General features: G+C 36.5%; 23 protein-coding genes. 9 read left to right on the top strand and 14 right to left on the bottom strand.

Annotated elements, in window-relative coordinates:
* Positions 1 to 140: 140 nt before the first annotated feature.
* The 7 genes from F3J23_RS19200 to tssO all read right to left on the bottom strand — a co-directional run bounded on the left by F3J23_RS19200 (position 141) and on the right by tssO (position 9,215).
* Positions 141 to 1,004 carry a lytic transglycosylase domain-containing protein gene (locus F3J23_RS19200; protein ID WP_167032756.1) on the bottom strand — a complete coding sequence of 288 codons (864 nt, stop codon included), beginning with the start codon at positions 1,002 to 1,004 and terminating at the stop codon, positions 141 to 143.
* Between the two features lie 65 nt (positions 1,005 to 1,069).
* Positions 1,070 to 3,565, bottom strand: coding sequence for an ATP-dependent Clp protease ATP-binding subunit (locus tag F3J23_RS19195; RefSeq protein WP_167032754.1), 2,496 nt, complete (start codon positions 3,563 to 3,565; stop codon positions 1,070 to 1,072).
* Positions 3,566 to 3,983: 418 nt separating this feature from the next.
* Positions 3,984 to 4,391: a type VI secretion system tube protein TssD gene (tssD, locus tag F3J23_RS19190; protein WP_167032752.1), complete on the bottom strand. Its 408-nt coding sequence runs from the start codon at positions 4,389 to 4,391 to the stop codon at positions 3,984 to 3,986.
* A gap of 339 nt (positions 4,392 to 4,730) precedes the next feature.
* Positions 4,731 to 7,136: a type VI secretion system protein TssR domain-containing protein gene (gene tssR, locus F3J23_RS19185; RefSeq protein ID WP_167032750.1), complete on the bottom strand. Its 2,406-nt coding sequence runs from the start codon at positions 7,134 to 7,136 to the stop codon at positions 4,731 to 4,733.
* A 47-nt stretch (positions 7,137 to 7,183) separates the two neighbouring features.
* The gene (locus tag F3J23_RS19180) at positions 7,184 to 8,095 is read right to left on the bottom strand and encodes a PKD domain-containing protein (RefSeq protein WP_167032747.1); all 912 of its coding nucleotides are present in this window, start codon (positions 8,093 to 8,095) and stop codon (positions 7,184 to 7,186) included.
* Between the two features lie 47 nt (positions 8,096 to 8,142).
* Positions 8,143 to 8,667, bottom strand: a complete 525-nt coding sequence (locus F3J23_RS19175) for a type VI secretion system transmembrane protein TssO (RefSeq protein WP_167032745.1) — start codon at positions 8,665 to 8,667, stop codon at positions 8,143 to 8,145.
* An 11-nt stretch (positions 8,668 to 8,678) separates the two neighbouring features.
* The gene (gene tssO, locus F3J23_RS19170; protein ID WP_167032743.1) at positions 8,679 to 9,215 is read right to left on the bottom strand and encodes a type VI secretion system TssO; all 537 of its coding nucleotides are present in this window, start codon (positions 9,213 to 9,215) and stop codon (positions 8,679 to 8,681) included.
* A gap of 180 nt (positions 9,216 to 9,395) precedes the next feature.
* On the opposite strand from tssO, the gene F3J23_RS19165 reads away from it, so the two are divergent.
* The 5 genes from F3J23_RS19165 (at position 9,396) to F3J23_RS19145 (ending at position 14,014) form a co-directional block, all read left to right on the top strand.
* Positions 9,396 to 10,067 (top strand): response regulator transcription factor, encoded by a 672-nt coding sequence (locus tag F3J23_RS19165; protein WP_167032741.1) that lies wholly within the window; start codon positions 9,396 to 9,398, stop codon positions 10,065 to 10,067.
* A 263-nt stretch (positions 10,068 to 10,330) separates the two neighbouring features.
* Complete coding sequence (locus tag F3J23_RS19160; protein ID WP_002984212.1) at positions 10,331 to 10,621, top strand: HU family DNA-binding protein; 291 nt, start codon at positions 10,331 to 10,333, stop codon at positions 10,619 to 10,621.
* A 367-nt stretch (positions 10,622 to 10,988) separates the two neighbouring features.
* Positions 10,989 to 12,548, top strand: a complete 1,560-nt coding sequence (locus tag F3J23_RS19155; RefSeq protein WP_167032739.1) for a ribonuclease E/G — start codon at positions 10,989 to 10,991, stop codon at positions 12,546 to 12,548.
* Between the two features lie 123 nt (positions 12,549 to 12,671).
* On the top strand, positions 12,672 to 13,139 hold the full coding sequence (locus tag F3J23_RS19150) for an OsmC family protein (RefSeq protein ID WP_167032737.1): 468 nt from the start codon (positions 12,672 to 12,674) through the stop codon (positions 13,137 to 13,139).
* A 224-nt stretch (positions 13,140 to 13,363) separates the two neighbouring features.
* The gene (locus F3J23_RS19145; protein ID WP_228455383.1) at positions 13,364 to 14,014 is read left to right on the top strand and encodes a response regulator transcription factor; all 651 of its coding nucleotides are present in this window, start codon (positions 13,364 to 13,366) and stop codon (positions 14,012 to 14,014) included.
* A gap of 304 nt (positions 14,015 to 14,318) precedes the next feature.
* Here F3J23_RS19145 and F3J23_RS19140 read toward each other — a convergent pair whose 3' ends face one another.
* The 6 genes from F3J23_RS19140 to F3J23_RS19115 all read right to left on the bottom strand — a co-directional run bounded on the left by F3J23_RS19140 (position 14,319) and on the right by F3J23_RS19115 (position 19,788).
* Positions 14,319 to 15,830 carry a carboxypeptidase-like regulatory domain-containing protein gene (locus F3J23_RS19140; protein ID WP_167032735.1) on the bottom strand — a complete coding sequence of 504 codons (1,512 nt, stop codon included), beginning with the start codon at positions 15,828 to 15,830 and terminating at the stop codon, positions 14,319 to 14,321.
* 11 nt (positions 15,831 to 15,841) lie between these two features.
* Positions 15,842 to 17,206 (bottom strand): CsgG/HfaB family protein, encoded by a 1,365-nt coding sequence (locus F3J23_RS19135; RefSeq protein WP_167032733.1) that lies wholly within the window; start codon positions 17,204 to 17,206, stop codon positions 15,842 to 15,844.
* A 27-nt stretch (positions 17,207 to 17,233) separates the two neighbouring features.
* Positions 17,234 to 17,644 carry a curli production assembly/transport component CsgF gene (locus F3J23_RS19130; protein ID WP_167032731.1) on the bottom strand — a complete coding sequence of 137 codons (411 nt, stop codon included), beginning with the start codon at positions 17,642 to 17,644 and terminating at the stop codon, positions 17,234 to 17,236.
* An 11-nt stretch (positions 17,645 to 17,655) separates the two neighbouring features.
* Positions 17,656 to 18,387, bottom strand: a complete 732-nt coding sequence (gene csgH / locus F3J23_RS19125) for a curli-like amyloid fiber formation chaperone CsgH (RefSeq protein ID WP_167032729.1) — start codon at positions 18,385 to 18,387, stop codon at positions 17,656 to 17,658.
* 10 nt (positions 18,388 to 18,397) lie between these two features.
* Positions 18,398 to 18,796: a hypothetical protein gene (locus tag F3J23_RS19120; protein ID WP_167032727.1), complete on the bottom strand. Its 399-nt coding sequence runs from the start codon at positions 18,794 to 18,796 to the stop codon at positions 18,398 to 18,400.
* A gap of 173 nt (positions 18,797 to 18,969) precedes the next feature.
* On the bottom strand, positions 18,970 to 19,788 hold the full coding sequence (locus F3J23_RS19115; protein ID WP_167032725.1) for a hypothetical protein: 819 nt from the start codon (positions 19,786 to 19,788) through the stop codon (positions 18,970 to 18,972).
* A 401-nt stretch (positions 19,789 to 20,189) separates the two neighbouring features.
* Here F3J23_RS19115 and F3J23_RS19110 point away from each other — a divergent pair, with 401 nt between their 5' ends.
* Genes F3J23_RS19110 through F3J23_RS19095 form a run of 4 tightly spaced genes read left to right on the top strand, consistent with a single transcriptional unit; the run spans position 20,190 to position 23,450 of the window.
* Positions 20,190 to 20,819, top strand: coding sequence for an NUDIX hydrolase (locus F3J23_RS19110; protein WP_167032723.1), 630 nt, complete (start codon positions 20,190 to 20,192; stop codon positions 20,817 to 20,819).
* A 27-nt stretch (positions 20,820 to 20,846) separates the two neighbouring features.
* Complete coding sequence (locus tag F3J23_RS19105) at positions 20,847 to 21,653, top strand: lysophospholipid acyltransferase family protein (RefSeq protein WP_167032721.1); 807 nt, start codon at positions 20,847 to 20,849, stop codon at positions 21,651 to 21,653.
* 16 nt (positions 21,654 to 21,669) lie between these two features.
* A complete protein-coding gene (locus tag F3J23_RS19100; RefSeq protein ID WP_167032719.1) occupies positions 21,670 to 22,110 on the top strand; it encodes a hypothetical protein in 441 nt (146 codons plus the stop codon).
* A 2-nt stretch (positions 22,111 to 22,112) separates the two neighbouring features.
* Positions 22,113 to 23,450 carry a UDP-N-acetylmuramate--L-alanine ligase gene (locus tag F3J23_RS19095; RefSeq protein WP_167032717.1) on the top strand — a complete coding sequence of 446 codons (1,338 nt, stop codon included), beginning with the start codon at positions 22,113 to 22,115 and terminating at the stop codon, positions 23,448 to 23,450.
* A gap of 317 nt (positions 23,451 to 23,767) precedes the next feature.
* On the opposite strand, the gene F3J23_RS19090 is transcribed toward F3J23_RS19095, so the two are convergent.
* Positions 23,768 to 24,829, bottom strand: a complete 1,062-nt coding sequence (locus F3J23_RS19090; RefSeq protein WP_167032715.1) for an NAD(P)H-dependent flavin oxidoreductase — start codon at positions 24,827 to 24,829, stop codon at positions 23,768 to 23,770.
* Positions 24,830 to 24,974: the final 145 nt, after the last annotated feature.

The raw sequence follows: 24,974 nt of genomic DNA, 5'->3' as shown, positions 1-24,974 counted from the left end.
AGGCTTTTTAATACAAATTAAGACACTTTAACGTGTCAATTTTAACCGAATCAATAATGAATATTCAGGATACAAAAAACAATCAGCTTAAAAAACTGATTGTTATGATTTATTCGTTAAAAAAGGAAGGTGAAATACGATTACTGCTGGTTATTTCCTCCTTCTTTTATAGAGCGTACAAGTATTTTATTTTTTTTCAGTAAAAAATCAGGCATCAGATCAACCGGCAGATAGAATGGGCTTTCTCCTTTTCTCTGAAGCTCCTCCACAATTCCCGGGTTCCATGCTAAGATCGTATTAACGTCTACTTTAAGTTCGTCTGCTACCACTTTCAGATTAAATCCTGCATTAATATCCGTTTCTGAAAGAGCCGCACTTGTCTCTTTTCTGTCTCCTTCAAAGAAAACTTTATTAATTCTTGAGGAGTTATAGTTATTCAAAACACTCTGAAGCTCTCCTGTAGCATAGCATGCATTCAAATATTTCTTTACGTGGTTAATAGTTTCTCCCGGCAGATACTTATAAAACTCATGGTATTGGGTTGAACCGGCGGCTTCCATCGCTCTGGCTATATTCCCTTCACCACAATTATAGGCAGCTACTACGGTTACCCAGTTGTTATACTTTTTATAAAGGTTTCCTAATGAGATAACAGCTGTTTTTGTACTCTTGTAAACATCTGTACGATTTTGTTCTGTAAGCCCGTACTGATTGGCATGTGCAGTCATCAACTGCCAGATACCCACTGCTCCGGCTCCTGAAGTGATATTTCTGTCAAAATGAGACTCTATCAGCGCGAGGTTTCTCAAATGCTTGGGAAGACCTTTCTGAATAAGTAATTGTTCAATAAATTCTACAAGATCTTTGTTGGTATTAATGATTCCCTGATATCTTTTCACACTGCTTTCCGAAGTATCGGAAGCGGCAAGAAACTGTCCGTTCACAAAAATACCTGCTCCTAAAAGCATTAAACCTGTAAAAATATTTCTGACAATAGTTTTCATTGTTAATGTTATTTATAAGGCAAAAAGGCAAAGCAATGTTTACCTTTCTGCTCTTTACGTCTTTATTAATCTACTTTCCAGCTTAACTTCTCTTCTTCTTTATTCCAATCTACATGAATGGTCTGTCCGGATTTCACTTCTTCTCTTACAATCATTTTAGATATCGGTCTCGCCAGCTGTGCACGGATAACCCCTGAAATCTGTCTTGCCCCGTATTTACTGCTGAATCCTCCTAATGCCAGATTTCTCACGGCATCATCACTGATCTTTAAGGCAATTCCTAATCTTGTAAGTGAAGTATGGAGTGATTTCAGCTGAATATTAAAGATTCTTTCTGCAATAGACTCTGTGATGGGTGCAAAAGGAATGATCTCCGTAATTCTTGCCAGGAACTCTGGTCTGAATCTTCCTGAATTTGACATAATCTGCATCAAGGAAGATGATTCCGGAACTTTTCCTTCTTCAAACTGTTTTACAATTTCTTCACTTCCGATGTTGGAAGTAAATAAGATTAATGCATTACTGAAATCTCCTTCTTTTCCTAATTTATCGTGAACTTTACCTTCGTCCATAATCTGAAGGAACACATCAAAAACGGAATGGTGGGCTTTTTCAATTTCATCAAATAAAACAACGGTATAAGGCTGTTGTCTGATCTTATTGACAAGCATACCTCCTTCTTCGTATCCCACATATCCCGGAGGGGCTCCGTATAACAATGCTGCAGAGTGTTCTTCTTTAAATTCCGACATGTCAAATCGTACCATTGCTTTCTCATCGTTGAACAGCAATTCTGCCATTGATTTTGCAAGTTCGGTTTTTCCGGTTCCCGTAGGTCCCAAAAGGAAGAATGAACCAATTGGCTGCCCTGGTTTATTCAAACCGCTTCGGTTTTCTACGATAGCATCAGAAAGGATCTTCAATGCATGATCCTGACCTACCACTCTGTTCAATAGAAGAGATTCCATATTCAGGAGTTTTTCTTTTTCCTGGGCTTGAATCTTTCCAATCGGAATATTGGTTTTGGCAGCCATTACTGCAGCCAGTTCCAACCTGTCTACTTTTTCTCTTTTCTTAGCAGCATGCTGTAAAAGCTCTGCATATGTATCTTCAATGATCTTCTGAATCTGATCTACCGGCATAGAATTATCAATGGCAGGCTGCTCGCTCAGTGAGCCCCAAAGAATGGGACTGATCTTATCTCTCAACAAATTGTAAGTCCAGATCAGTTCATCTGCTTTATCTTTACTGTCAGCATATTCTTCTTTTAAAATGGTATCATAGCTTTCTTTCCAGCTCTGGAGCTCTTTTTCTGAAAGTTCATCAAGCATTTTGATAGCGGCCATTGTTCTGTCTAATAGATCAATAGCGGCATCCGGTAATTTTTTCCCTTTTGCATATCTTTTTGCCAGACGGACACACTCCGGAAGGGCTGTTTTTTCTACTTCGATACCGTGGTGTTTTTTGTAGCCTTCAAGAAGTACATCTATCATTTTTACACAAGTCTTCTCATCCGGCTCATTAACTGTTAAAACTTCAAAGCGGCGATTGAAAGCCTGTTCCGGCTCTATGATTTTCCTGTACTCTTCCTGGGTAGTGGCTCCAATAACTGTAATTTCACCTCTTGCCAGTTCCGGTTTTAAAAGGTTGGCAACGTTTCCGATGCTTCCTTTTGGATCTAAAAGGGTATGAATTTCATCAATAAAAAGAATGGCTTTTTCAATTTTTTTGCACTCGTTGATCACTTTTTTCAAGCGGTCTTCAATTTCACCTTTATAAGAGGTTCCGGCCAGTAATGCTCCGGTATCCAGTTCTAAAAGGGTTCCGTTTTTAAGCATATCCGGAACATTTCCTTTTGTAATTTCAATAGCAAAACCTTCTACCAAAGCAGTTTTACCTACACCAGGCTCACCGATGATAATTACATTCGGTTTGCTTCTTCGGCAAAGAATTTCCACCAGCATTCTGAGTTCTTTATCTCTTCCGATAATATTTTCAAGATCTCCTTTTCTTGCCTGTGCAGTTCTGTCTACACAATAACTTTTAATGGAAGGAAAGGAAGCGTCTGTATAGTCTGAACCATTTGTAAACAGTGAAGAAAAATCTCCATCTTCTGAAACTGTGAACGGTGTATCTTTTCTATATAAATTGAAGATCTCATGTTCTCTTAATGGCAATGATTTCAGCTGCTGAAGTGAGAATACAACCTGTGGCTTTACAATCGCCGTAAGAATACAGATCGGGGTAATCTCATCCAACCCTAATTTTAAACGAATATCATCGGCTTCTTCTATAAGAGCATCCACAGCATCATCCTGACTTACTTCATCCGGGAGATGGTTTGTTTTGGGATATTCTTCAATACGGACATCTGCCCATTCGTAGAAATAACCGGGATCTTTATCTATGCTTTTCAGAAATTCATTAAGCCCGATATCTTTGTGCATTAAAGCCTGCAGAATATGTGGACCTCCGTAAGTTCCATTATAATTTTCCTTCGCTATGGACTGAGCAATGTGAAATAACTGCTTTACTGTTTCGTTGGTTACTAGTACTCCCATTGATAATTTTCTTATATTAATATATTTGCGTTCTATTTAATGTCTTACAGATTATTTGATGTCCTCTGTTCAGACTTTGTCTTTTTCCATTCCGGATTACCGGAAATCAAAAGCTCTTTTTATTTTGTTAAAATTAAATATTTTATTCTAAACGAGATAAAGATAACCAATTCTTCAATTAGAGAAGTACTAACTTACTTTTTTTAAATTTTTCATACTTGTCCAAATCTCAAATTGAGACTGTATAATGAGTATTTATCTTGATCATCACCTATCTCTTGTTGAATCGGATATTATTTCCTGATCTTAAAAAACTGTCATTGATCATTATTATGAAATCATTCTATTTCAAGGAAAAAAAGACCGTCTTTAAATAAGGACAGTCTTTTCTTATGAATGTTGATAATGTGTATTAATTTTAGCTTGAAGGCCAAAGTCCTGCATACTCAGAAGTACCATAGCCAATTGTTTCTGCACTTATTACGAAACTGATCAGCATGCTGTTGCTGTCTATTGCATCAAAATCAACCTGGTGTTGGATCACGTATCCGTTCTGCCAGTTTAAAGTGATGAGAGTGCCTTCTTCGTGAGATTTGTTAAAAGTAATTTCTCCTACAGTTGGTTTATATTTGCCATTTAACAAGCTTTCAAGGATGTCAGATTTCTCAGTAGCCTCCACTGTAACTTTGATAAGAGCATTAGATGGATCTGATGCTACACGTCCTGAAACGTCCGTAGATCTTGAAACGCTGTAGTTCATTTTTAACAGCTTCTGCCCTTCTCCATTATTGAATTTTAAGATTCCTCTTGAATTTCTTTCTGCCATGATTAGTAAATTTAATCGTTAATAATATTTTGTGATTCGGTGATTGTGTAGCAAATATAGAGTCTCTTTTTTTCTAAAAAAAACTTTTCAATATAAATCTGAAAAATTGTAGTAGTTCTACGATTTCTTATCGTAATTCTACGACATTAGATTTAACAGATATATGATAACTACCACTAATAAAAGGTTTTAAATTATTTCCCATGTTTAAGATAAATATTTTTTTTACACTTAAAAGAGAAATAATAGTGTAAAAATTTATATTAAATATTTAAAAATAGCGAATAAAAAAAGCAGAAATAGAAACTTCTGCTTTTTTGTATAAAGATTAACTGTTCATTAATGTTTGGTGTATTCCGGTTGTTCTGTCGGAATTCTTGTTGGGGTAAAGTATTCATTCAGCCAATAGAAAGTTTGTCCGTTCTGCTGAATTTTTACAGCAGGATTATTTCTGTTGGCCAGCATTCTGTCTGATAAATCTTTATAGTGATGGAAGTAATTTCTTACCGTTTCACTAGGAACAATCTTTGATTTTCTCCAGCCTTTAAGTTTGTACTTAGCCATCAGTTCTTCTTCTGAAAGATCAAATCCTGTACTCATTCCGATAGCATAAGACATCGGTAATTCATAAAGAGCGCCTTTATCCAGGAATTTTATAGTCGGATTGTATTTCTTCAACAGCTTCACATATTCCTTTATCGCTTTTGACTGGTTAAACCCAGGACGATCAGGCTCAGTGTTTCTGTAAACCTCGTTATAGAATGCTTTTAAGTTATCATATTCCGACTCTGAAATAAGGATTCCTTTTTCAATTCCTGGTGTAAAATCTTTTAAGTCTTTTGGAATATAACCTTTTACCAGGAACGGGCTTCCATAGTTGATCAGCTGTGCTGCAATTCCTGCAGAAACCGGGTTGGTAAGTCCAGGATACAGATATTTATATTTTACATCCACATCTGTTCTTCCTGCTCCTACTGATGAATGGAAGTATTCATTAAGGGATTTATCTACAGTCTGGTTATCTAAAGTAACTTGTGCAATAAGACTGTCAACAGATTTTTTCAGGAACCCCGGTGTAGTAATATCGCCTTTCTTAGGAAAAATCACGAACCCCTGAGACATACTCTGTTTAGGGTACGCTAGTGAGAAAAATCCTTCATCACCTTCTACCAGACTGAAATTATTCTTGGTAAGAACATCATACTGATTGATGATCTTCTGTTTTTTCAGTTCTGCAATATTTTTTGCTGTATTGGTCACAATATTCTCAGCCATCAATACAAAGTCATTATAAGTATCGGAAGATCTTGCACTCGTCTGGAACATAATCAGCCTTGCCTGAGCCTGGGTAAGTGAGCTGATCACACTGTACATATTACCACTCTGGTTGGCAGAAGTTCCTACAGTAACAACAATATTGGTTTCATCCGGAACATTTGAAAGAAGATTACCGGCTGCAGAAAGCGCTTCTCCTACCGGCTGGTAGCCGCTGTTGCTGGCGCAGTTCATTTCATTGGTCTTCTGATCAATAAATGTAGTGATCTTACTATAATCCGTGCTTAAATTGGATACTGATATATTATTTCCGCAAGGATTGTTTTTATACAGAACAACTCCATATTTAACGCCGCTGAAGTAAGACGGCTTTTCGAATCTCAGCTGCAAATCCTGCAATAATGATTTTACGATCGGAGCATAAGGTGCATTCGGAGCACTTACATCCAGCGCAAAAACAATATTGATATTTTTATCTCTTTCCGTAATTTCTCTGTAACGGTCAAAATAAATAGGCTCACCTAGAACATTGGAAACATAGTTTTTGCTGTAATCTAAGATATTGGTGAAATATTTAGTTTTAGAATCCGGAGCAGGTGTTTCTTCCAACGGCAGGTTTACAGGGAAGATATTTTCCAGCGGTGTTCTTTTATTTACTTCGGTAAGAAGAATTGCTGTTTTATTTTCGGCATCTGATGCTGATCCTCCGGGATATCCTTCATGTATACCTAGAGCCGTATCATTGATTCCTGTTGTATTTTTAAGTTTTATAGCTGAACGTTCACCCCAAGTAGAAATTACATTGGAGCTTACCCATCCGTAAAGCCCCTGGCTGATGCTGTCTATATCGATTGATGGTTTTTTACCTACCAAAAATCTTTTGTTGTTTTCAGCCTGCTTATAAACGTATACGATCTGCCCGTTAGGAATCTTTACATTAGCTGTTTCAATAAGACTCGGTGAATTAAACACCATAATAGAGTCATTCTTGTAATATCTTTCAGCGTTTCTAATCACTTCGCTGTTGCTTGGTACAACAGCTACTCTTACAGGGTATCCTGTTTTTTCGCTTTTTAAGGAATTGCTCCATAGAAGCAGGTCAGATTCTGGAATCCAGCCATAGGTTTTAATGGATTTTGACGAAACTTTTTTCATTAAGGCATCAGGAACGTATTCCGCTACTTTTACCATTCCGTCTCTGTGTTTCAAGACCATAAGAGGTTCCAGAAATTTAACTTCTTTATATGATTTTTCATCATTTTTATCTAAATAAGCCGTATTTCTTGATCTGTCTGAAATAACGATCCATGGAACCGACTTTTTAGGATAACCGTTCACAACAGGGGATGTATCCACCTGTCCGTACTGGGACGGCTCCGGGGTTTTCTTAGACGGAAGCTTTACCTGGCAACTCGTCAATAATACTGATAACCCTATATAATATGCTGCTAGAGGAAATTTATTTTTCATCCTATTTAATCTTTTTATGATTGGCGCATCCGTAAAACCGGACGATATTATTTGCTTTGATTGATATCTACTTTAGTTACACAGTTTTGTGAATCATCCAGGTTTACTTTTACAGTCTGGATCACTGTGTTTTTGTCAAACTGAAGTCCTGCACAGTACATATAAAAGTTATTTACTTTGCTGTCATTTACCTTCACTACTGTATTTTCATTGTTACACAGATAGGTTTTCAATAAATAATTATAGTGCATATTGAAACTGTTTCCGTTTGCAATCTGCTGCAGGTGATATTTGAAATCGTTATCCACCTTTGCATAGGAATCTTCTACAGAAACCTCTTCTTCTGCAAGGGAATTGTAAGCAGGAATGATTTTAATACGGTGATAGATAGGCTCCTGGCTTTCTTCTGTATATAAAGTAACCAGATAATCTCCCGGTTTCTTGTAAGAGTAAATAGCCAGCTTATCTTTAGAATCTGTATTTCCTGTTTCTCCGAATTTCCAGGCAAACTGCTTGGCTTCGGAAACAGCGCGGAATTGTACATTTTCATTCTGCATAGCCTGAGTAGGCGCTTCAATGGTAGATTTAATTTTTGCTGTGTCTCTCGGTTTCTGAATGCTTCTAGCATTTACCATTACAGGGAAGGATTTCGTGTACTTATTGTCAACGATTAAACTTACCTGATAGTACCCTGGTTTATTATAGAAGTGAATACCGCTGTTTTTATCTGAAGTTGTCCCGTCTCCGAAATTCCATCTTTTGGTTTTTGCAAATTGGGTTTTATCTTCAAACAAAAGCGTATCTCCTACCGCCAGTGAAGACGGATAAACCACCCCAACAATATCATCGGCTGAGTGGATCACTTTTTTCTGCAGCCACAAAGCAACAAGTGCTGCTATGAGCAAAGTTGCAATAACACCGATAATAATGTTTTTCTTGTTCTTTTGAAAATAATTCATAGTTAGTAATTGTGATGTGTTTTATGATAGTTCCTAAGTATTTTTCGCTACTGCATTCTTGCTTTCAGATCTTTTTCACGCTCATAAAGCTTATTCTGCTTATCTTTAAATCCGATTCTGCAGTCTTCGATCTGTTTTTCAAATATTTTGATATCTTCTGTGGTGGTAGAAATCACTTTCTTATCCTCAAAATACATTTTGTAAAATCTTGCAATCTGGGGATAAGCATCTTTTCTGATATCAATAACGTCGTTCCCATTAAAATAACTGTTGAGATCATTAATTCCCACCTGTATATTATTTTCCACAAAAGGCTGTGGAGCTTCGTTGGTAAGTTTAGTAATCATGGTATAGGTACTGTCCATGATCGGCAAAACGATTTTCTGATGTTGTTCAAATTCGGCTTTCTGTTCAAGATTCTGAATTCCTCTTACATCTTCATCAGAAAACGGGGATACAAAACCTTTTAAAAAGATAACTCCCAAAAATAACATGGCAGTTATCAGCATCAGTATTAAATAAAAAAACTGATAATGCCTTTCCTTTTTAGATAATGTGATTTGTCCTTGCATATCTATTCTTTTTATCTTCTTCTTTTACTTCCTGTGAAATTTCTTGTAGGGTCTTTTCTAAGCTCACTGTTGGCCCGGTCTACTTTACCCATACATTCATCCAGATCCCTTCTTGCGGTCTTCTTCTGATATTCTACTTCAATAATCTTGGCTTTCAGATTCATCATGGGTATAATCTGTTTCATCAGTACGGCATAATGCTTAAAGTTCTGAATGCTGTCTTTGCCCATAATATTTTTAGCATCCCTCACGTTATCCATAATACTGGTTCTGAGGAATACTTCATTCTCCACCTTATTGATACTAAGCTGGCTCATTTTGTCGTAGATTTCTTCAACGTGATTTTTCAGTACGTCGCTTCTGAGCATCAATTCTTTATAGGCTTCAGCATCTCTGCTGATTCCTTCACGCTGTATATCATAACTCTTGAAGAAGAGAAACAGACACGCAAAGGACACCACCGATAAAACAACAAAAGAAAGAATAAACTTCCAAATGCCTGTTCTGACGTCAGATTTGTTTAATTTTTTTTCCCTGTTAGAAGACATAAATTTGCGATTTGTTTGGCCTGTGAAAATATAAAAAAAAAAAATCATGCACAATACGTAATTTCCCCAGGCCAAATTCGTGAAAACCCTGAATAAGACAATATTAGTTTTCTCTTTAATAAGTTTTTCATAAATTAGGCCTCTGAATTTTAAATATCATGCGCCAAATCGATATTAAAAATGAGTAAAATATTATCTAATACCGTACGTTTTTCTATTGCTGACAGTGATTTTTATTTTAAGAAAATAATGATCAAAACACTGATGGAAAATCCATTTTATATGCTTCTGAACGACTGTAACAACGGGCACGAGCTTGTGAACAGAATCTACAGAAGACAGGAAGACGTGTTCATTATTGAGCTGTTTATGCCGGTATTAAGCGGTATTGAAGCTATTAAATACATCAGGAAAAACAACACCGAAACTCCTATTATTACGTATTCTGGAACCTATCAGGAAGATATGGCCGAAATTCTTTCGAAGATACCTAATATCTATTACTGCCAGAAAAAAAGTACTATTATAAAGGATATCATCAAGGGAAGTATTGCCTCTGAAGATTTTGATTATCACGCTTACTCTAAAGAATGGGAACAGCAGCCTCTTGCCGTACAGGAGTATATGGACAGGCAGAAAAAGGGGCAGGAAGAACTTTCACCGGCGGAGATACAACTGATGAGGTTCTGCTATGAAGGCTTCAGTAATAAGGAAATCGCGGAAAAATTAAACCTCAGTACAAGAACAATTGATACGTATATCAACCGCCTTACTGAAAAACTGGGATTGAAGACAAAACTTCACCTGATCCGCTTTTGCGTGGAAAACGGATATTATAATTCCAGCCTTTAATCTGGTCTTTAAATAAATTTTCGGGATGAGAAATATCAGGTTACATCTACCCTCACCCCTATTTTTCTAAGATTTTTTTTTCGCGATTCTGCACAGCTATACCGCTACATTATTAAATTGTTAAATTATTTTAAGCCAAGCTTAATATAGTGTATACATTAAAACTCCAACTCTTTGAATAAAAATATTTTGCCACTAATTTGCTAGTATTCAATTTTTTTAACTAAATTTGCACACCTAAAATTTAAAATTAAAATAAGGAAATGACAAAGGCAGAATTGGTAAACACCATCTCAAATAAATTGGGAACAGAAAAGAATGAAACACAGAAAGTTGTAGAAGCTTTTATGCAGGAGATCAGAACTTCTATGTATAATGGGGATAACGTTTATCTAAGAGGTTTTGGATCTTTTATCATTAAAACAAGAGCTGCTAAAACAGGAAGAAATATTTCTAAAAACACTGCAATTGAGATTCCTGCTCATAACATTCCTGCTTTCAAACCTTCAAAATCTTTTGTTGAGAAAGTAAAAACTAAAGTTGCAGTAAAATAAGAACATTAACTGAATATTAACTAGTTACTAAAAAATTAAAATTATGCCAAGCGGAAAGAAAAGAAAAAGACACAAGGTTGCAACTCACAAAAGAAAGAAAAGAAGAAGAGCAAACAGACATAAGAAAAAATAATCTCCTCTTCTCGAGATTTACAATATAATAATATAGTTGGTGGATTTAAATTTCTAAAGTTCACTAACTATATTTTTGTTTGCAACTATAAGATTCCGCGGAAAACGGATGGTTTCAAATATTATTTTAACAAACATATAATGGTTTTCATTCAAAATTATTATATTTAATAGATGAATTAATCGAGAACAACATCCAACTCCTATAATCTTAACAATTTTATCTTATAACAAAATGAAGAAAGAACTAATAGTTTCGCATGAAGATGATCTTACAAAGATTGCCCTGCTGGAAGACGGAAGACTATGTGAACTTCATGAGCAAGAAGACAAAAGCGATTTTATAGTTGGAGATCTGTTTATAGGAAAAGTAAAAAAACTGGCACCTAATCTGAATGCGGCATTCGTTAATATCGGATATGATAAAGATGCCTTTCTGCATTACCAGGATCTGGGGCCTCAGTATCTTACATACAGAAAGTTTTTAAGAGATACTATTTCTAAGAAACAAAGCACTTCAAGCTTAAAGAATTTCGAGATACAACCCGAAATAGACAAAAACGGAACGGTAGATAAAGTAATTGCAAAAGACGATGTTGTTTTATTGCAGATTACCAAGGAACCTATCTCTACAAAAGGTCCCAGGATTTCTACCCAGATTTCACTTACAGGACGTTTCCTGGTTCTAATTCCTTTCGACAATAAAGTTTCAATTTCCAAAAAGATCAGAAGCTCGGAGGAAAAAGAAAGACTCAGAACCCTTATTGATAGTATCAAACCGGAAGGATTCGGAGTTATTATCAGAACGGTAGCGGAAGGTAAGAAAGTAGCTGATCTCCATAATGACATGAATCAATTGGTTCAGAAATGGGAAAGCACTTTTAAAAATATCCAGAGAAATAAAGTCCCGTCCAAAGTTTTAAGCGAAGAAGACAAAGCTTCAGCTATTTTGAGAGACAATTTTAATCAGGACTTCGTAAATATCATTTGTGACGATGAACAGATGGTGAACGAAATGAAAAACTACATAGAAGTTATTGCTCCTGAAAAGAAAAATATTGTCCAGTTTTATGATTCTCATATTCCACTTCTGGAATATTACAATGTTGAAAAACAGCTTAAACAGAGCTTCGGAAAACACGTAAACATTCCGAGTTCCAAAGGCGCTTATCTTGTTATTGAACACACAGAGGCACTTCACGTTGTTGATGTCAACTCCGGAAACAATATTACAACCGGGACCGCTGTCAATAAAGAGCATGCACTGAAAGTGAACAAAATGGCCGCTACTGAGATCGCAAGACAACTTCGCCTCCGCGACATGGGAGGTATCATCGTAATCGATTTCATAGATATGCCGAATTCTGATCACAGAAGAGATCTTTATGAACATCTTAGAGAGGAAATGAAGCGTGACAAAGCCCGTCACAAAATTCTTCCTCCAAGTAAATTCGGTCTGATTCAGATCACCAGACAAAGAAACCGTCCGGAAAAACAGATCGATACCAAAGAAGAAAACCCGAACAAAGACGGAGAGATTGTAGCTCCGATTGTCATCGTGGAAAGAATGGGTGAAACCTTAAGAAATATCCTGCAGAAAGAAAAAGGAAAAATTTATCTGCATGTACACCCGTTTGTAGAAGCCTATTTAACAAAAGGTATTAAAAGTATCCAGATGAAATGGTTTATGAAATACAAAAAATGGGTAACCATTGTTCCAAGGGATTCTTTTAAATATTTAGAATACAAAATCTACAATTCCAAAAAAGAAGAATTGATAGAATTTTCTAATTAAGACAAAATTCAAACCTTCAGCTGAGCTGGAGGTTTTTTTTATTATTTTAGTCAAAACATAATCATTAAAAAGCTGATTCCTGATTGCAGGTTTGGGCTAAACCCAATTGATTCATTTTATAACATGAAAAACCACCATTACAAAATCACTGTTCAATGGACAGGAAATGAAGGAACGGGAACAAGCGGTTACAGAGAATATGAAAGAAGCCACATTATTTCAGCAGAAAACAAAGTAAAGATTGAAGGCTCTTCTGATCCGGCTTTCCGCGGGGACAAAACCAAATATAACCCTGAGGAAATGTTTTTATCGTCAATTTCTTCCTGTCATATGCTATGGTATCTTCATTTTTGTTCTGAAGCCGGCATTATTGTTACAGAATACACAGATGAAGCCACAGGTATAATGGCAGAAACAACGAATGGCAGCGGTCATTTCACCGAAGTAACTTTACATCCTCAGGTAACGGTTGCCGAAGAATCAATGATTGAGAAAGCAGAGCAACTTCATCATAAAGCGCATGAATTTTGTTTCATTGCCAATTCGGTTAATTTTCCGGTTAAGCATATCCCCATTATGTTAGTTAAATAATTTACTACAACAAAAAACAATCCGATAACAGCCATTAATACTACATTTAAACAACAATAAGTCTAATTTTTCCATTCAAAACTCCACAAAAAGAGAATTATTTAAAGAATAATCAATAAAAACAACATTATATTGATTAAATAAATATTAAAAAATGAAAATTTATAACAATTTAATTCAAAATGTAAAGTTTTTTTTATATTTTTATATAAACAAAACCAACCATGATGAAGCCAAGATTGACTATTTTTGATGAACCCATGTTATATACTGAAGGGTTATCAAAACTGCTTACACAAAGCAAAATTTTCAGCACAATTGACATCTGTAATTCTCTAGAAACCCTTTCCAAACATTTAAAAGATGAACCTCCCGAGATTCTTGTGATGAGCTCTAACATGCTCATGCTCACAGAACTGTACAAATTGGTAGAAAACATTATTTCTCAACACGAGAATACCAAGATTATTGTCATCGGAAACTGCTATGATGTGACCGATATCCGGAAGCTTTTCAACAAAGGCATTAAAAGTTATCTGGACAAAAACTGCAAATATGATGAATTCCTTAAATCCATTAATGCATTGCTACTTAATGAGATCTATATCTGTGATCATGCGAAAGAAAGAATGATCAGTTTCATCAGCCACGAACAAGGAAAACAAAATCTCCATATTAAAGATCCGCTTACCCGCCGCGAAATGGAAATTCTTAAACTTATCTGTGACGGATACAGCAGCAAAGATATCTCCGAAAAACTTTTTATCAGCATCAATACGGTAGAAACCCACAGAAAAAGAATTCTTTTGAAACTCAACGCAAAAAATTCCGTTGGAATTGTAAAATATGCCATAGAAAATCATATTATCGACTGAAAAAAATCCCACAACCTGAAGAACACAAAAAATTCCAAACCTTGCAGTCTGGAATTTTTTTGTGCCTGATTTTTTATAGATGGGGCGAAACCAGGCGGGCAACTCTATTATAAGAATTAATGTTCAGGAATCAGGATTTGAAGTAAGAAACTAAATAATAATCACATTACTAAACTTTAAACCTTTAACTATAACTATTCAAATCAATAATTCTATATTTGGCACCCATCACATTATGGATTCATGTTCCCAAATTATATCTCTTCTCCAAATCCTTAATCCAAAACTTTAACTCCAGGCTTCTCTATTCATAATCCGGCATTTCTCCGTTGCTGAATAGTGCAGACCTTGTAAGATCTGTGAGACTGCTATTCAAGTCTATTACCATGATATTTTTTTGAGAAATATTATCATTGGAAGTATTCATAAAGATCACCTGAGCATTATTAGGAGAGAACCTCGGATCAAGATCATTTGTTCCCATAGCCTTTTCGCTTACTGTTGAAATGTCGGTAACTGTATCAGTAACCAGATTATAAATAAAAATATGGGAATCCAGCTGACGGTAATTTCCGCTTCCATCCTGATATCCTGAAACATCACGGGTAAACAGAAGAAGCTGACCGTCTACTGAAAAATTAACACCGCCACTTGCACCTGCAGATCCGGACAATACAGTTTTTAGAACATTTCCTACGGTATCTATGATATAAATTTTCGTATTGTATCCGCTGTAATCATTGGTTTTTAAAGCGATCCTGCTTCCGTCATAACTCCAATCACATTCTGAGATCATGCTTCCGTCCGGAGTTGTATAAACCAGTGTCAAACCGCTTCCGTCTTTATTAATCCTGTACAGTTTATTAAAATTGGAATAAATAAGTTCTTTACCGTTGGTACTCCAGGCAAAATCCATTTCATAATTATTAAAGCCAGCTACGGGAACTGTGGTTACTTTAAAAGGATTGGAACCGTCCGGATTGGCTGTATAGATATGAGTGCTTCCCCCTTCTGTACGCAGAAATGCAATGAGACCGGCATTATTATTCATTCTTGGCCGCCAGCTGTTGTAGGATGAGTCTGTAAACTGGAAGCTGGTTCCCTGGGCATTGCTGGATAAGATCACAAAATTCCCGTTCTGTTTCTGCACATAATGATATCGGTTAGCCGGAACCGTATTGGTTGTAAATTTGCTGATAGAGCTTAAAACTGGCTGGTGAATGCCGTCCGAAACAGACACCTGCCAGAAGTAACTTACACCAAACTTCAGATTTGAAAGCGTATAATGATTAGCTGTCAAATCATTAACCTGAATCACGTTAGTGTCAAGATTATTTTTAATTGTCAAACTGTACTTTAAAACATCCGTTGTATCCGGATCTGTTGCGCTCCAGGTTAATTCAACACTTAGGGGCTGGTTTACCGCATTATCTATCGGACTTAGGAGTTGCGGTGTAGTGGGAGGAGAATTCAATGATGTATCGTCATTCATTTCAAAGACAACGGTTACCATCTGATTCTGATTCTGTATATTAACCGCCTGAAAATTGGTAATATATCCTGAAAGCTCTGCCTTTACAGAATAATTCCCAACGGGCATGGCATCGATCTCAAAAGAACCGTCTGTACCGCTAAAAACGGTTTGTGTGGTGGGAGTTGTAAAAATTTTTACATTAGGGATAGGCACATTGCTTCCTCTTTTTACTACTTTTCCTTTTAATATTCCTGTCTGAGCCTGTTCTACAAGATCTTCATTACATGAAAACAGACAAAAAGCAAAGATGAATATGCTGAGTATTTTTATTAAAGTTTTCATAATTCGTGTTTTTATTTGTTTCCAAGGTAAAAATTGATTCCTAAAGCGAAACGTAAGGCCTGATCTTTCCTTTTTCCGTTAACAAGGCCTTCCCAGTTATCTTTGAAACCGAGATCATATTGAGCTGAAGCTCTCAGTGAAACGTTGTGACCAGCCATATATTCAAAACCGCCCCCGAACTGACCTTTATATTGAGGCTTATATTTCGAATACATTGCTCCTGCTCCACCGTAAATGTAGGGGCTGAATTTATATTTAGGGAAAAGAATATATTCCAGGTTAACTTCAGGACCGAAATAACTCCTTTTCACAATATTTTCATTTTCAAGGGTAAAATAACTGCCGTTAACCTCAACATTAAAATAGGGATTAAGAAAATACTTAACACCCACTTTTCCTCCTACATTCATTTTTGCATTCACATAATCATCTCTCACCTTTTGTGCTTCAACATTAGCAAACACGGACATTTTCTGCCTGTAGTTTTCAGGAAATCTTCCGCCTATCACTCTTCCGTTATTTTGTTCCTGTTCTCTGTTGTATTCATTGATCAAAGCCTGATAACCATTGGTGTCGTCCACTGCTTTCCCCCATATTTTATCTCTGATCCCTTCTACAATAAGCGATTTTACGGCTTTTTCAATGGCTTCGGTTACGGCAAGCTGCACGGGTTCGTTCTGGGTTAATCCTACCTCTGCTTCCAGAAGTCTTTCGGTATCAATATACCTGAAAAAGCTTCCGTTTACACTGGTGGAAAGAATTGTTTTGGAAGTATATACTGTTTTAAGAATTTCCCCGTTAAGAGTAGAAACAGCACGAAGGTAAATGGTAATCCTATCCTGACGATATTGTGTAGATGCTCCGATTCCGAAATATCTTGCTCCAAGTCCGCCGGTCAGAATATTGCTGTCGTAAGAGATGACGCCGCCTTCCAGAAGAATTCCGGCATACAGAAGTGGCGGCAGGGACTGATTGTTTTTATCCGAATCTTTTATATATTCTTGTCTTGTGGATCGGATGATTTGTCTTTCATTGAGAAGGTTCGCAATGTTTTCCCTTTCAATCGGGATAAACCAATGACTGTCTTCCAATGCTTTGATAAGAATAGTGGTAGTTCCTTGCGGTACAGCCGTACTCCAGTTATTGCCATTTTCGGAGGGTTTATACTGGCCTGTCTGATCTCTGAACTTATAAACGCCTATTACAATCTTCTCTTTGGGCAGAGGGAGATTTTTCAATTCTGCGGTAGAGGAGGTAACCTCCCCCATCGTTGGCTTTTCGGGATCCGAGGGTAAGCCAAAGATCGAACTACAAGCCTGCAAAACACATAGCAGGAAACTACAGAAAAAGATTCTGGTGTAAGTATAGGTTCTCATGGTAAGTCTATTTTTTTGATTATTTTCCTATTTCGGAATTACGATCTCGGACTGATCGCCATTGCTGGTATCCAAAATATTGATTAAAAGTCCCTGATTGGTATTGGTAATCTGTAAATAAAGTGATCCGAAGAGATAGTTTCCGGGTTTTATATTTCCATCTCCGAACTGCTGTTCAAAAAGCTTTTGGGAAAGCTGGCTGAGCACCTGCCTGTTGAGGCTTTGGGTGAAACTGTCGAGGGAATTTACCTTATCCAGTAAATTACTGTAATCGTTTTTTTGATCAAACTGATTTTGTGCATTGGCTGAACTTAAAAGCCATTGATAATTGAAAGTATCTCCTCCGAAAGCCGGGTTTACAGGCTTATAGACGAGCTGCTGAGATTTTCCGTAGAAAATACCAGCAATAAAGCTCAAAATAATGGTAAACGTTTTCATGGCGGACATTTTTAATAGATAAATTCATTTTTAATGAGGTTTTTCTTTGCATTAAATTCTTTGATGTATTTTAAACTGAAAGCCAGCTGTTCATTGAGATAATCTTCCCCCGGATTGGTCATAAAACTGTAAATAATTTTATCATCAATCTGAATATTGATCTGACCGCTTGTTCCGCGAAGAGGGAGTTCAGTAATAGTAACAGCACTACTGCTTTTATCAGGAAGCTGACTATACTGCATATAAAACATATCATAAAAGTCTTTCCCGACCTTGGTTTTGGTTTCATCAATTGTAAGTCCTCTGAGTTCATAAGCGGCATCCTCCTCGATCTTAGCTGTTTTCTTTTTAAAAAGATCACTGTTGAGTTCAAGACTGTCTTTTGCTACTAACTTTTGAGTTTCTTCATCTCTGATATAAAGAAATGCTTTCAGGGCATCTTTTGATTCCAAGTTTACACTGATTTCTGACAGTACTTTTACTTCATTAGGATTGACGGAAAATTTACCGCTTTGCTGATTGTTGGAGAGATTTCCTCCACTGCCCTTTTTAATGGAAACGAGAAGATAATTCAGTTCTTTGTAAACAGCCGTATTATTCATTACGATAGCTTTCAATCTGATCTGATTCTCAAGAATGCTGCTTTCGATCTTCGCATTTACTTTTTTATCATCCTGCCCATACAACCATACAGACAGGAAGATAAAAAAAGTGTTCAGGCTGAGGGAATATAAAAGCTTCATCACATGTGTTTTAATAATTTCTCATGAAAACCGTTCTATTATCTCCTTTTACATTGATCTGCATTCCATTTGAAATACTGTTGCTTCCCGTAACATCAATAATATTGTTGTTTCCTTGTGCAGTAACGGCAGCTTTTGTTTCTTTATCTGTAAATGAGTTGACAAAATAAAGCGTATTAAAGTCTCCCAGCTGTTTTACAACGATATTAGTTCTGGCATTAAGAGAAAGTTCAGCATTGTTATAATTACCCATCTGAATGATATTGGAATAAGAAGATCTCTGATCGAGATTCTGTCTAAGTATAAGATTAAAGACTGTATTGCTGTTGATCTTATCCCAGTCAATTTCCTGTGCTTGTAAAGGCAATAATGCAAAAAGAGCAAAGACACTCCATCTCAAGGTAAACATGGCATTATTTTTTTTATTAAAGGTACACTAATCGTAAACCGGAGAAAACACATCCAGCAGGTACTGATATAAAATCATGGTTTCCGGGTATATTCCGGCTGGAAGCTAAAAAAGGAGAAACCTGTAGTTTCTCCCTTACAATTTCTAAGATTTACAGTATGTTTCAGGGCTTCTTAATTGGACTGATTCACAATCATAGAGTTAGCATTACCCATCTGAGTTCCAAGGTGAATATGAGAATCACCAGTCTGAGTTACCCAGGTAAAGTTACCGTTACCCATCTGAAGGTCAATGGCCGTATTGGAGTTTCCTAACTGGACCTGATAAAGCTGGTTGCTGTTACCAGCCTGTATTCCTACGGAAGTATTATCATTTCCCATCTGAACAGAAGCTGCTACGTTGTTATTACCAGCCTGGGCATTAGTTGCAGTGTTATCATTACCATCCTGATACTGAACTAGTAAATTACCTGAACCTACCTGAACGCCGCTTGCTTCATTTCTTCTTCCTAGCTGAACCTGATACGCTGTATTATTACTTCCTGCCTGAATAGCTGAAGCCTCATTTCTTCTTCCATCCTGATACTGAACGACAGCATTACCAATACCGACCTGTACTGAAGAAGCATCATTTCTTCTTCCAATCTGAGTTTGTTCTGTAGAATTAAACAATCCGAGCTGCCATGTTGAAGCAGAGTTTCTATTTCCCACCTGGGTTACCTCATTTGAGTTTCCTATACCCACCTGATCTACATCTACAGAGTTTCTGTTTCCTGTACTTTTTGCAGTATTGACGTTTAAAATACCTACCTGATCAATATCAGCGGTATTACGATTCCCAGTCTGTGTAAGAGAGTTAATATTCAATAGACCTGTCTGGTCTACAGTAGCAGCATTCAAGTTTCCTGTTTGGGTAGTCACATCAATATTAAACTGAGCGAAGCCGAAACTCATGGCGAATAGTGTAAGTACACCTGTAAGTAAATTTTTCATCTTAGTAAAAATTAATTGGTTAATAGTCAGACAAAGGTATACTGTATATCAAAATGAAAAACCACGGGCAAAGAGTAAATTTCAAAAGTCACGGTTTACAGTTCTGAATGTCACTGTTTACCGTTTTAGGCGGTCATGGGTTTCAGTTAGGGAAAAATACGGAAAATTTATCGTAGAAAACCGGGAGTTGAAAACTAAGAATACTGCAAAGGAATTTTACTAAGCCAAAAGGTTGATTACTTTTTCAGGGATGTATCCATCCTGTTTCATGGCAAAATTTATTATTAAAAAATCAGCATTTCCATCCTCTTCCAATCATTTCATTTTTTTAATCAATCTCCTAGTAGGTTAATATATGTTAAGGCCCTTATTACTTCAAGATATATTGTTAAATTTGAAGTATGGAAAGTTTTGGAAAAGATTTATTGAGAAAGATAAAAAGCGTATCGCTTCCCGGTGAGCATGCTCATGGGGTGTTCTCCCCTCCCTACCGCCCCGTTTTCACTTATGATGAAGTACTGGCAAAGAACCCTAAATTTGCGGCTGTCAATATCGTTTTATACCTGAAAAACAACGAGTGGTATTTTCCATTGATCCAGAGAACGATCAACGAGCACGACAGACATAGCGGGCAAATCTCACTCCCCGGCGGTAAACGCGAAGAAATGGACAGGGATTTTGCAGAAACTGCTGTTCGGGAAACTTCAGAAGAGATCGGGATAGATAAACATTATGTAAGGATTATCAGAGAAATGTCTCCCATTTATATTCCTCCCAGCAATTTTTATGTATATCCTTATATTTCCTATACTAAAAAGAATCCGGCCTTTATCCTCCAACAGACAGAAGCAGTAGAAACCATTGAATTTCCTATTACTTCATTCCTGAGTCTGTCTGATACTCCTGAAATCATGGCTCTTCCCAGCGCGGGAGGGCATGAAGTTCCTGTTATCAATTTCAACGGATACATTATCTGGGGTGCTACAGCAATGATATTAAGTGAATTCAGTCAGTTGCTGAAAAAAATGTAACTTTGCACTACCGTGTTTAATTGAAAAATGGCGAAGAAAAATATTTTCACCGATGCATTCGGTACACCTTATTTTTTGAAAAGGTTTATTATTTTTATTTTAGGAGTTGTATCATACAGAAGGTTCAACGGCTTTAATAAGTTAAAGATAACCGGTACAGAGCACCTTGTGGATCTGCCGGACTCCAACGTACTGTTTGTATCTAACCACCAGACTTACTTTGCAGATGTAGCAGCAATGTACCATGCATTCTGTGCAGTAAATAACGGATATTTGAACACTATAAAAAACCCGATCTACCTTTTGAACCCCAAGATCGATTTTTACTATGTAGCAGCTGAAGAAACCATGAACAAAGGCATTCTTCCTAAAATTTTTAAAATTGCAGGAGCTGTAACTGTAAAGAGAACCTGGAGAGCAGAAGGTAAAAATGTCAACAGAATGGTAGACATGAGCGAGGTAGATAATATTATGAAGGCATTAGACAATGGCTGGGTAGCAACTTTCCCTCAAGGTACTACTTCAGCTTTTGCACAGGGACGAAGAGGAACTGCCAAACTCGTAAAGAATCAGCGTCCTATTGTAATACCTATCAAAATAAATGGCTTCAGAAGAGCCTTTGATAAAAAAGGACTCCGTGTAAAGGTTACCGGTGTAAAACCTACCATGGAATTCAAAGCTCCTCTGGATATCGATTATGATAATGAAAAAGCACCGGAAATCTTATTGAAAATTATGACTGCCATTGAGCAGACAGAAGCTTTCAACCTATTACACAGTTATGATGAAGAACTTAAAGCTAAAAAATTAGAACAAAAGGACTCAAATAATTAAAGTAAAATTAAAGATTATGAACAAAATACTTGGAATCTTATTCGCAATCATAGTATTAGTTTCATGCAACAGCCAAAAGGTATATTCGGATTTTGATATCAGCTATTCGAAAAGCGGAGGCTTTGCTCCCGTATATGAAAACCTGCTTATAAAAGGAAATAATGCACATTATTCTTTTGAAGGACAAGGAAAAAAATACAAACAGGATTTTAAAATTTCCAATGAAGATCTAAAGAAACTGGAACAGGTTCTTTCTCAGAATAACTTCAGAAGAATACAGGAAGATCGTAAAAAATTGTACGATAATATTTCAACTTCCATCAACATCAAGAAAGGTCCTAATGAAGGCAGTAAATCAGATGCCAGTCTGATCATCCCGAATTATCAGACCAACTGGAACAATATTCTCGAGGCTTTCCAGCAGATCATTAATACTAATGTAAAAAAAAGTAAATAGAATTGAAAACCCATTTCATTGCCATAGGCGGAAGTGCCATGCATAATCTTGCCATAGCATTAAAAGATAAAGGATATCAGGTGACTGGTTCTGATGACGCTATTTTTGAACCTTCAAAATCCAGATTGGAAAAGAAAGGAATCCTACCTCAGGAAATGGGCTGGTTCCCGGAAAAAATCACTCCGGACATTGATGCGGTCATTCTTGGAATGCATGCCCACCAGGACAATCCTGAGCTGGCAAGAGCCAAAGAACTGGGACTGAAAATATATTCTTATCCTGAATTCCTGTACGAGCAGTCAAAAAATAAAACCAGAGTGGTTATTGCAGGTTCTCATGGTAAAACAACTATTACCTCAATGATTCTTCACGTATTGAATTTCCATCAAAAAGATGTAGATTTCATGGTGGGAGCACAGCTTGAAGGCTTTGACTGTATGGTGAAACTTACTCAGGATAATGACTTTATGGTTTTGGAAGGTGATGAATACCTTTCCTCGCCTATTGATCTTCGTTCGAAATTTTTATTATATCAGCCGAATATCGCTTTAATGAGCGGTATTGCATGGGATCATATCAATGTTTTCAAAACCTTTGATGATTATATTGACCAGTTCAGAAAGTTTGTAGCAAGTATTACAGCTGGAGGAGTTCTGGTATATAATGAAGAAGATCCGGAAGTGGTAAAAGTTGTGGACAATGCTGAGAATTATTTTAGAAAAATCCCATACAAGACTCCTGAATACGAAATCAGTAATGGTAAAGTATATTTAAAAACAGAAATGGGTGATGTTCCGCTTTCTGTTTTTGGTGCCCATAATTTATTGAACCTTGAAGGAGCAAGACATATCTGCCAGCAGCTGGGTATTATGGATGAAGACTTCTACGAAGCAATCATGAGCTTCAAAGGAGCCTCCAAACGTCTTGAAAAAGTAGAAAGAGAAGATAAAGGAACGCTTTATAAAGATTTCGCCCATGCACCAAGCAAGGTAAAAGCTGCGGTAAAAGCTTTTAAAGAGCAATTTAAAAATGATAAGAAATACGGGTTCCTGGAACTTCATACTTATTCCAGTTTAAATCCTGCTTTTCTGGAACAATATGACCACGCAATGGACGGTCTTGATGAAGCAGTAGTCTTTTATTCCGAAGATGCTTTAAAGATCAAAAGAATGGAACCTATTTCTCCTGAATTTATTAAAGAGAAATTCAAGAATAACCATTTAAAAGTTTTCACCAATGCAGAAGATCTGCATGCCTACTGGAATACTCTGGATAAAACGAATGGAGTTTATTTGATGATGAGTTCCGGAAACTTTGGTGGCCTGGACCTTACAAAATAGAAACTTTATACAACTCATAAAAAAGCATTCTTTTAAAATTAAAGGAATGCTTTTTTATATCACTTGTTTTATAAAGATAAGTATGTTTAATTTTTTTACTTGACCACAAAAGACACAAAAGCATTTTAAACACTTAAGCTATTTAAGTTAAATGCTTTGTGTGTAAAAAAGTACACTAAAGTCTTGTTGAAAATCAAAGATTTTCATCATATGTGAACTTAAATGTGTGATATTTCTCTAAGCTTTCTAAAGTGGGCTAAAGTGTTGAAAAATAAAAAACGTTTGTGACTTTGTGGTTAAGTTCAAACAGCTTTGATTTAAATAATTTCTGCATCCGCTATAAACTGTCTTAAAATTTCTTCTGTTGACTGCTCACTGTAATGTTGAATAGACTGTCCCGCCCAAATATTAACGAATTCTGAATTTTGAAGAGATTTTGCGGCCTTACGTAAAGCTCCTGTAAGTTTGTTCTGATAGGGATATGGTAAGATATATCCTGAATTTTCAACAGCCTGAATATAAATATTATTAATTCCACGGGCATATCGCCCGGAAAAACTCTTCGTCAGAACAATTTCTTCTTCTTTTACCTTTTTCAATCTTTCTTTTTCAAAAGGCTGCAAAGCACTTTCCTGAGAAGCCAATAAAAGACTTCCAACCTGAAACCCCTGAGCTCCTAAATCCTTTGCAGCGCATAAAGTTCTCGCATTATACATTCCGCCAGCATAGATCAACGGAACACTTACTTGATCGAAGACCTGTGATAATAGAGACATTCCTCCGATCTGCGGAATAGATTCCGTCTCAAAAGTGCCTCTGTGACCTCCTGCCTCAATTCCCTGAACACAAATGATATCAATTCCTGATTTTTCCAGAGCCAAAGCTTCTTTTACCGAATTACAGGTACCAATCAAGGTTGCTCCACTTTCTTTTAATTTCTGAATACTCTGATCATCCAGATTTCCGAAAGTAAAGCTTACCATTTTACAGTTTTCTTCAATTATTGCATCTACCTGTTCATGATAACTGTTTACTTTAATATCTTCAAGATCCGGAAACCTGACTTCAATATGATGAGATGCCGCCAATTGCTCTAAAAACTGTTTTGCTTTACCAAATTCCTCTCTTAAAGTGTCTGTTACTTCAGGAATGTGGTGTACAAAAATATTTGTTGCAAAAGGCCTGTCTGTAAGTTTCTTTGTCTCTCTGATCAGTTCCACAGACTGATCTGCAGAAAGATCTGCCAATGCCAATGATCCCAGACAATCTGCTTTTGCTGCAGCTGCAGTCATTTTCGGTGTGCTTACGCCAAACATCGGAGCCTGAATAACAGGATATTTGATGCTTAATTTTTTACTGATTGTATCCGGCCAGAACATAAAATTATTTTAAATAAAAAGGTACGAAAAATAGAAACAACCCATTTTCAATGGATATGATATTACTCACTCCTGAATAAAAAATAAAATTCCCGCAGAGCTCACAGATAACTTAGATTTTACTCTTTGAAATTTGTGGGATCTG

The organism is Chryseobacterium sp. Tr-659 (genome assembly GCF_011752975.1).
GTDB lineage: Bacteria > Bacteroidota > Bacteroidia > Flavobacteriales > Weeksellaceae > Chryseobacterium.
The sequence above is the reverse complement of the archived record's forward strand: the minus strand, read 5'-3'. Positions and strand labels throughout refer to the sequence as shown.

Bases quoted from the DNA above. Each gene is read 5' to 3' on its own strand.
- F3J23_RS19180 (WP_167032747.1), bottom strand. From the start codon at position 8,095: ATGAATTATTTTCAAAAGAACAAGAAAAACATTATTATCGGTGTTATT.
- F3J23_RS19130 (WP_167032731.1), bottom strand. From the start codon at position 17,644: ATGAAAACGTTTACCATTATTTTGAGCTTTATTGCTGGTATTTTCTAC.
- csgH (WP_167032729.1), bottom strand. From the start codon at position 18,387: ATGAAGCTTTTATATTCCCTCAGCCTGAACACTTTTTTTATCTTCCTG.
- F3J23_RS19175 (WP_167032745.1), bottom strand. From the start codon at position 8,667: ATGCAAGGACAAATCACATTATCTAAAAAGGAAAGGCATTATCAGTTT.
- tssD (WP_167032752.1), bottom strand. From the start codon at position 4,391: ATGGCAGAAAGAAATTCAAGAGGAATCTTAAAATTCAATAATGGAGAA.
- tssR (WP_167032750.1), bottom strand. From the start codon at position 7,136: ATGAAAAATAAATTTCCTCTAGCAGCATATTATATAGGGTTATCAGTA.
- F3J23_RS19140 (WP_167032735.1), bottom strand. From the start codon at position 15,830: ATGAAAACTTTAATAAAAATACTCAGCATATTCATCTTTGCTTTTTGT.
- F3J23_RS19200 (WP_167032756.1), bottom strand. From the start codon at position 1,004: ATGAAAACTATTGTCAGAAATATTTTTACAGGTTTAATGCTTTTAGGA.
- F3J23_RS19145 (WP_228455383.1), top strand. From the start codon at position 13,364: ATGATGAAGCCAAGATTGACTATTTTTGATGAACCCATGTTATATACT.
- F3J23_RS19160 (WP_002984212.1), top strand. From the start codon at position 10,331: ATGACAAAGGCAGAATTGGTAAACACCATCTCAAATAAATTGGGAACA.
- F3J23_RS19195 (WP_167032754.1), bottom strand. From the start codon at position 3,565: ATGGGAGTACTAGTAACCAACGAAACAGTAAAGCAGTTATTTCACATT.
- F3J23_RS19110 (WP_167032723.1), top strand. From the start codon at position 20,190: ATGGAAAGTTTTGGAAAAGATTTATTGAGAAAGATAAAAAGCGTATCG.
- tssO (WP_167032743.1), bottom strand. From the start codon at position 9,215: ATGTCTTCTAACAGGGAAAAAAAATTAAACAAATCTGACGTCAGAACA.
- F3J23_RS19115 (WP_167032725.1), bottom strand. From the start codon at position 19,788: ATGAAAAATTTACTTACAGGTGTACTTACACTATTCGCCATGAGTTTC.
- F3J23_RS19100 (WP_167032719.1), top strand. From the start codon at position 21,670: ATGAACAAAATACTTGGAATCTTATTCGCAATCATAGTATTAGTTTCA.
- F3J23_RS19120 (WP_167032727.1), bottom strand. From the start codon at position 18,796: ATGTTTACCTTGAGATGGAGTGTCTTTGCTCTTTTTGCATTATTGCCT.
- F3J23_RS19165 (WP_167032741.1), top strand. From the start codon at position 9,396: ATGAGTAAAATATTATCTAATACCGTACGTTTTTCTATTGCTGACAGT.
- F3J23_RS19155 (WP_167032739.1), top strand. From the start codon at position 10,989: ATGAAGAAAGAACTAATAGTTTCGCATGAAGATGATCTTACAAAGATT.
- F3J23_RS19105 (WP_167032721.1), top strand. From the start codon at position 20,847: ATGGCGAAGAAAAATATTTTCACCGATGCATTCGGTACACCTTATTTT.
- F3J23_RS19135 (WP_167032733.1), bottom strand. From the start codon at position 17,206: ATGAGAACCTATACTTACACCAGAATCTTTTTCTGTAGTTTCCTGCTA.
- F3J23_RS19150 (WP_167032737.1), top strand. From the start codon at position 12,672: ATGAAAAACCACCATTACAAAATCACTGTTCAATGGACAGGAAATGAA.
- F3J23_RS19090 (WP_167032715.1), bottom strand. From the start codon at position 24,829: ATGTTCTGGCCGGATACAATCAGTAAAAAATTAAGCATCAAATATCCT.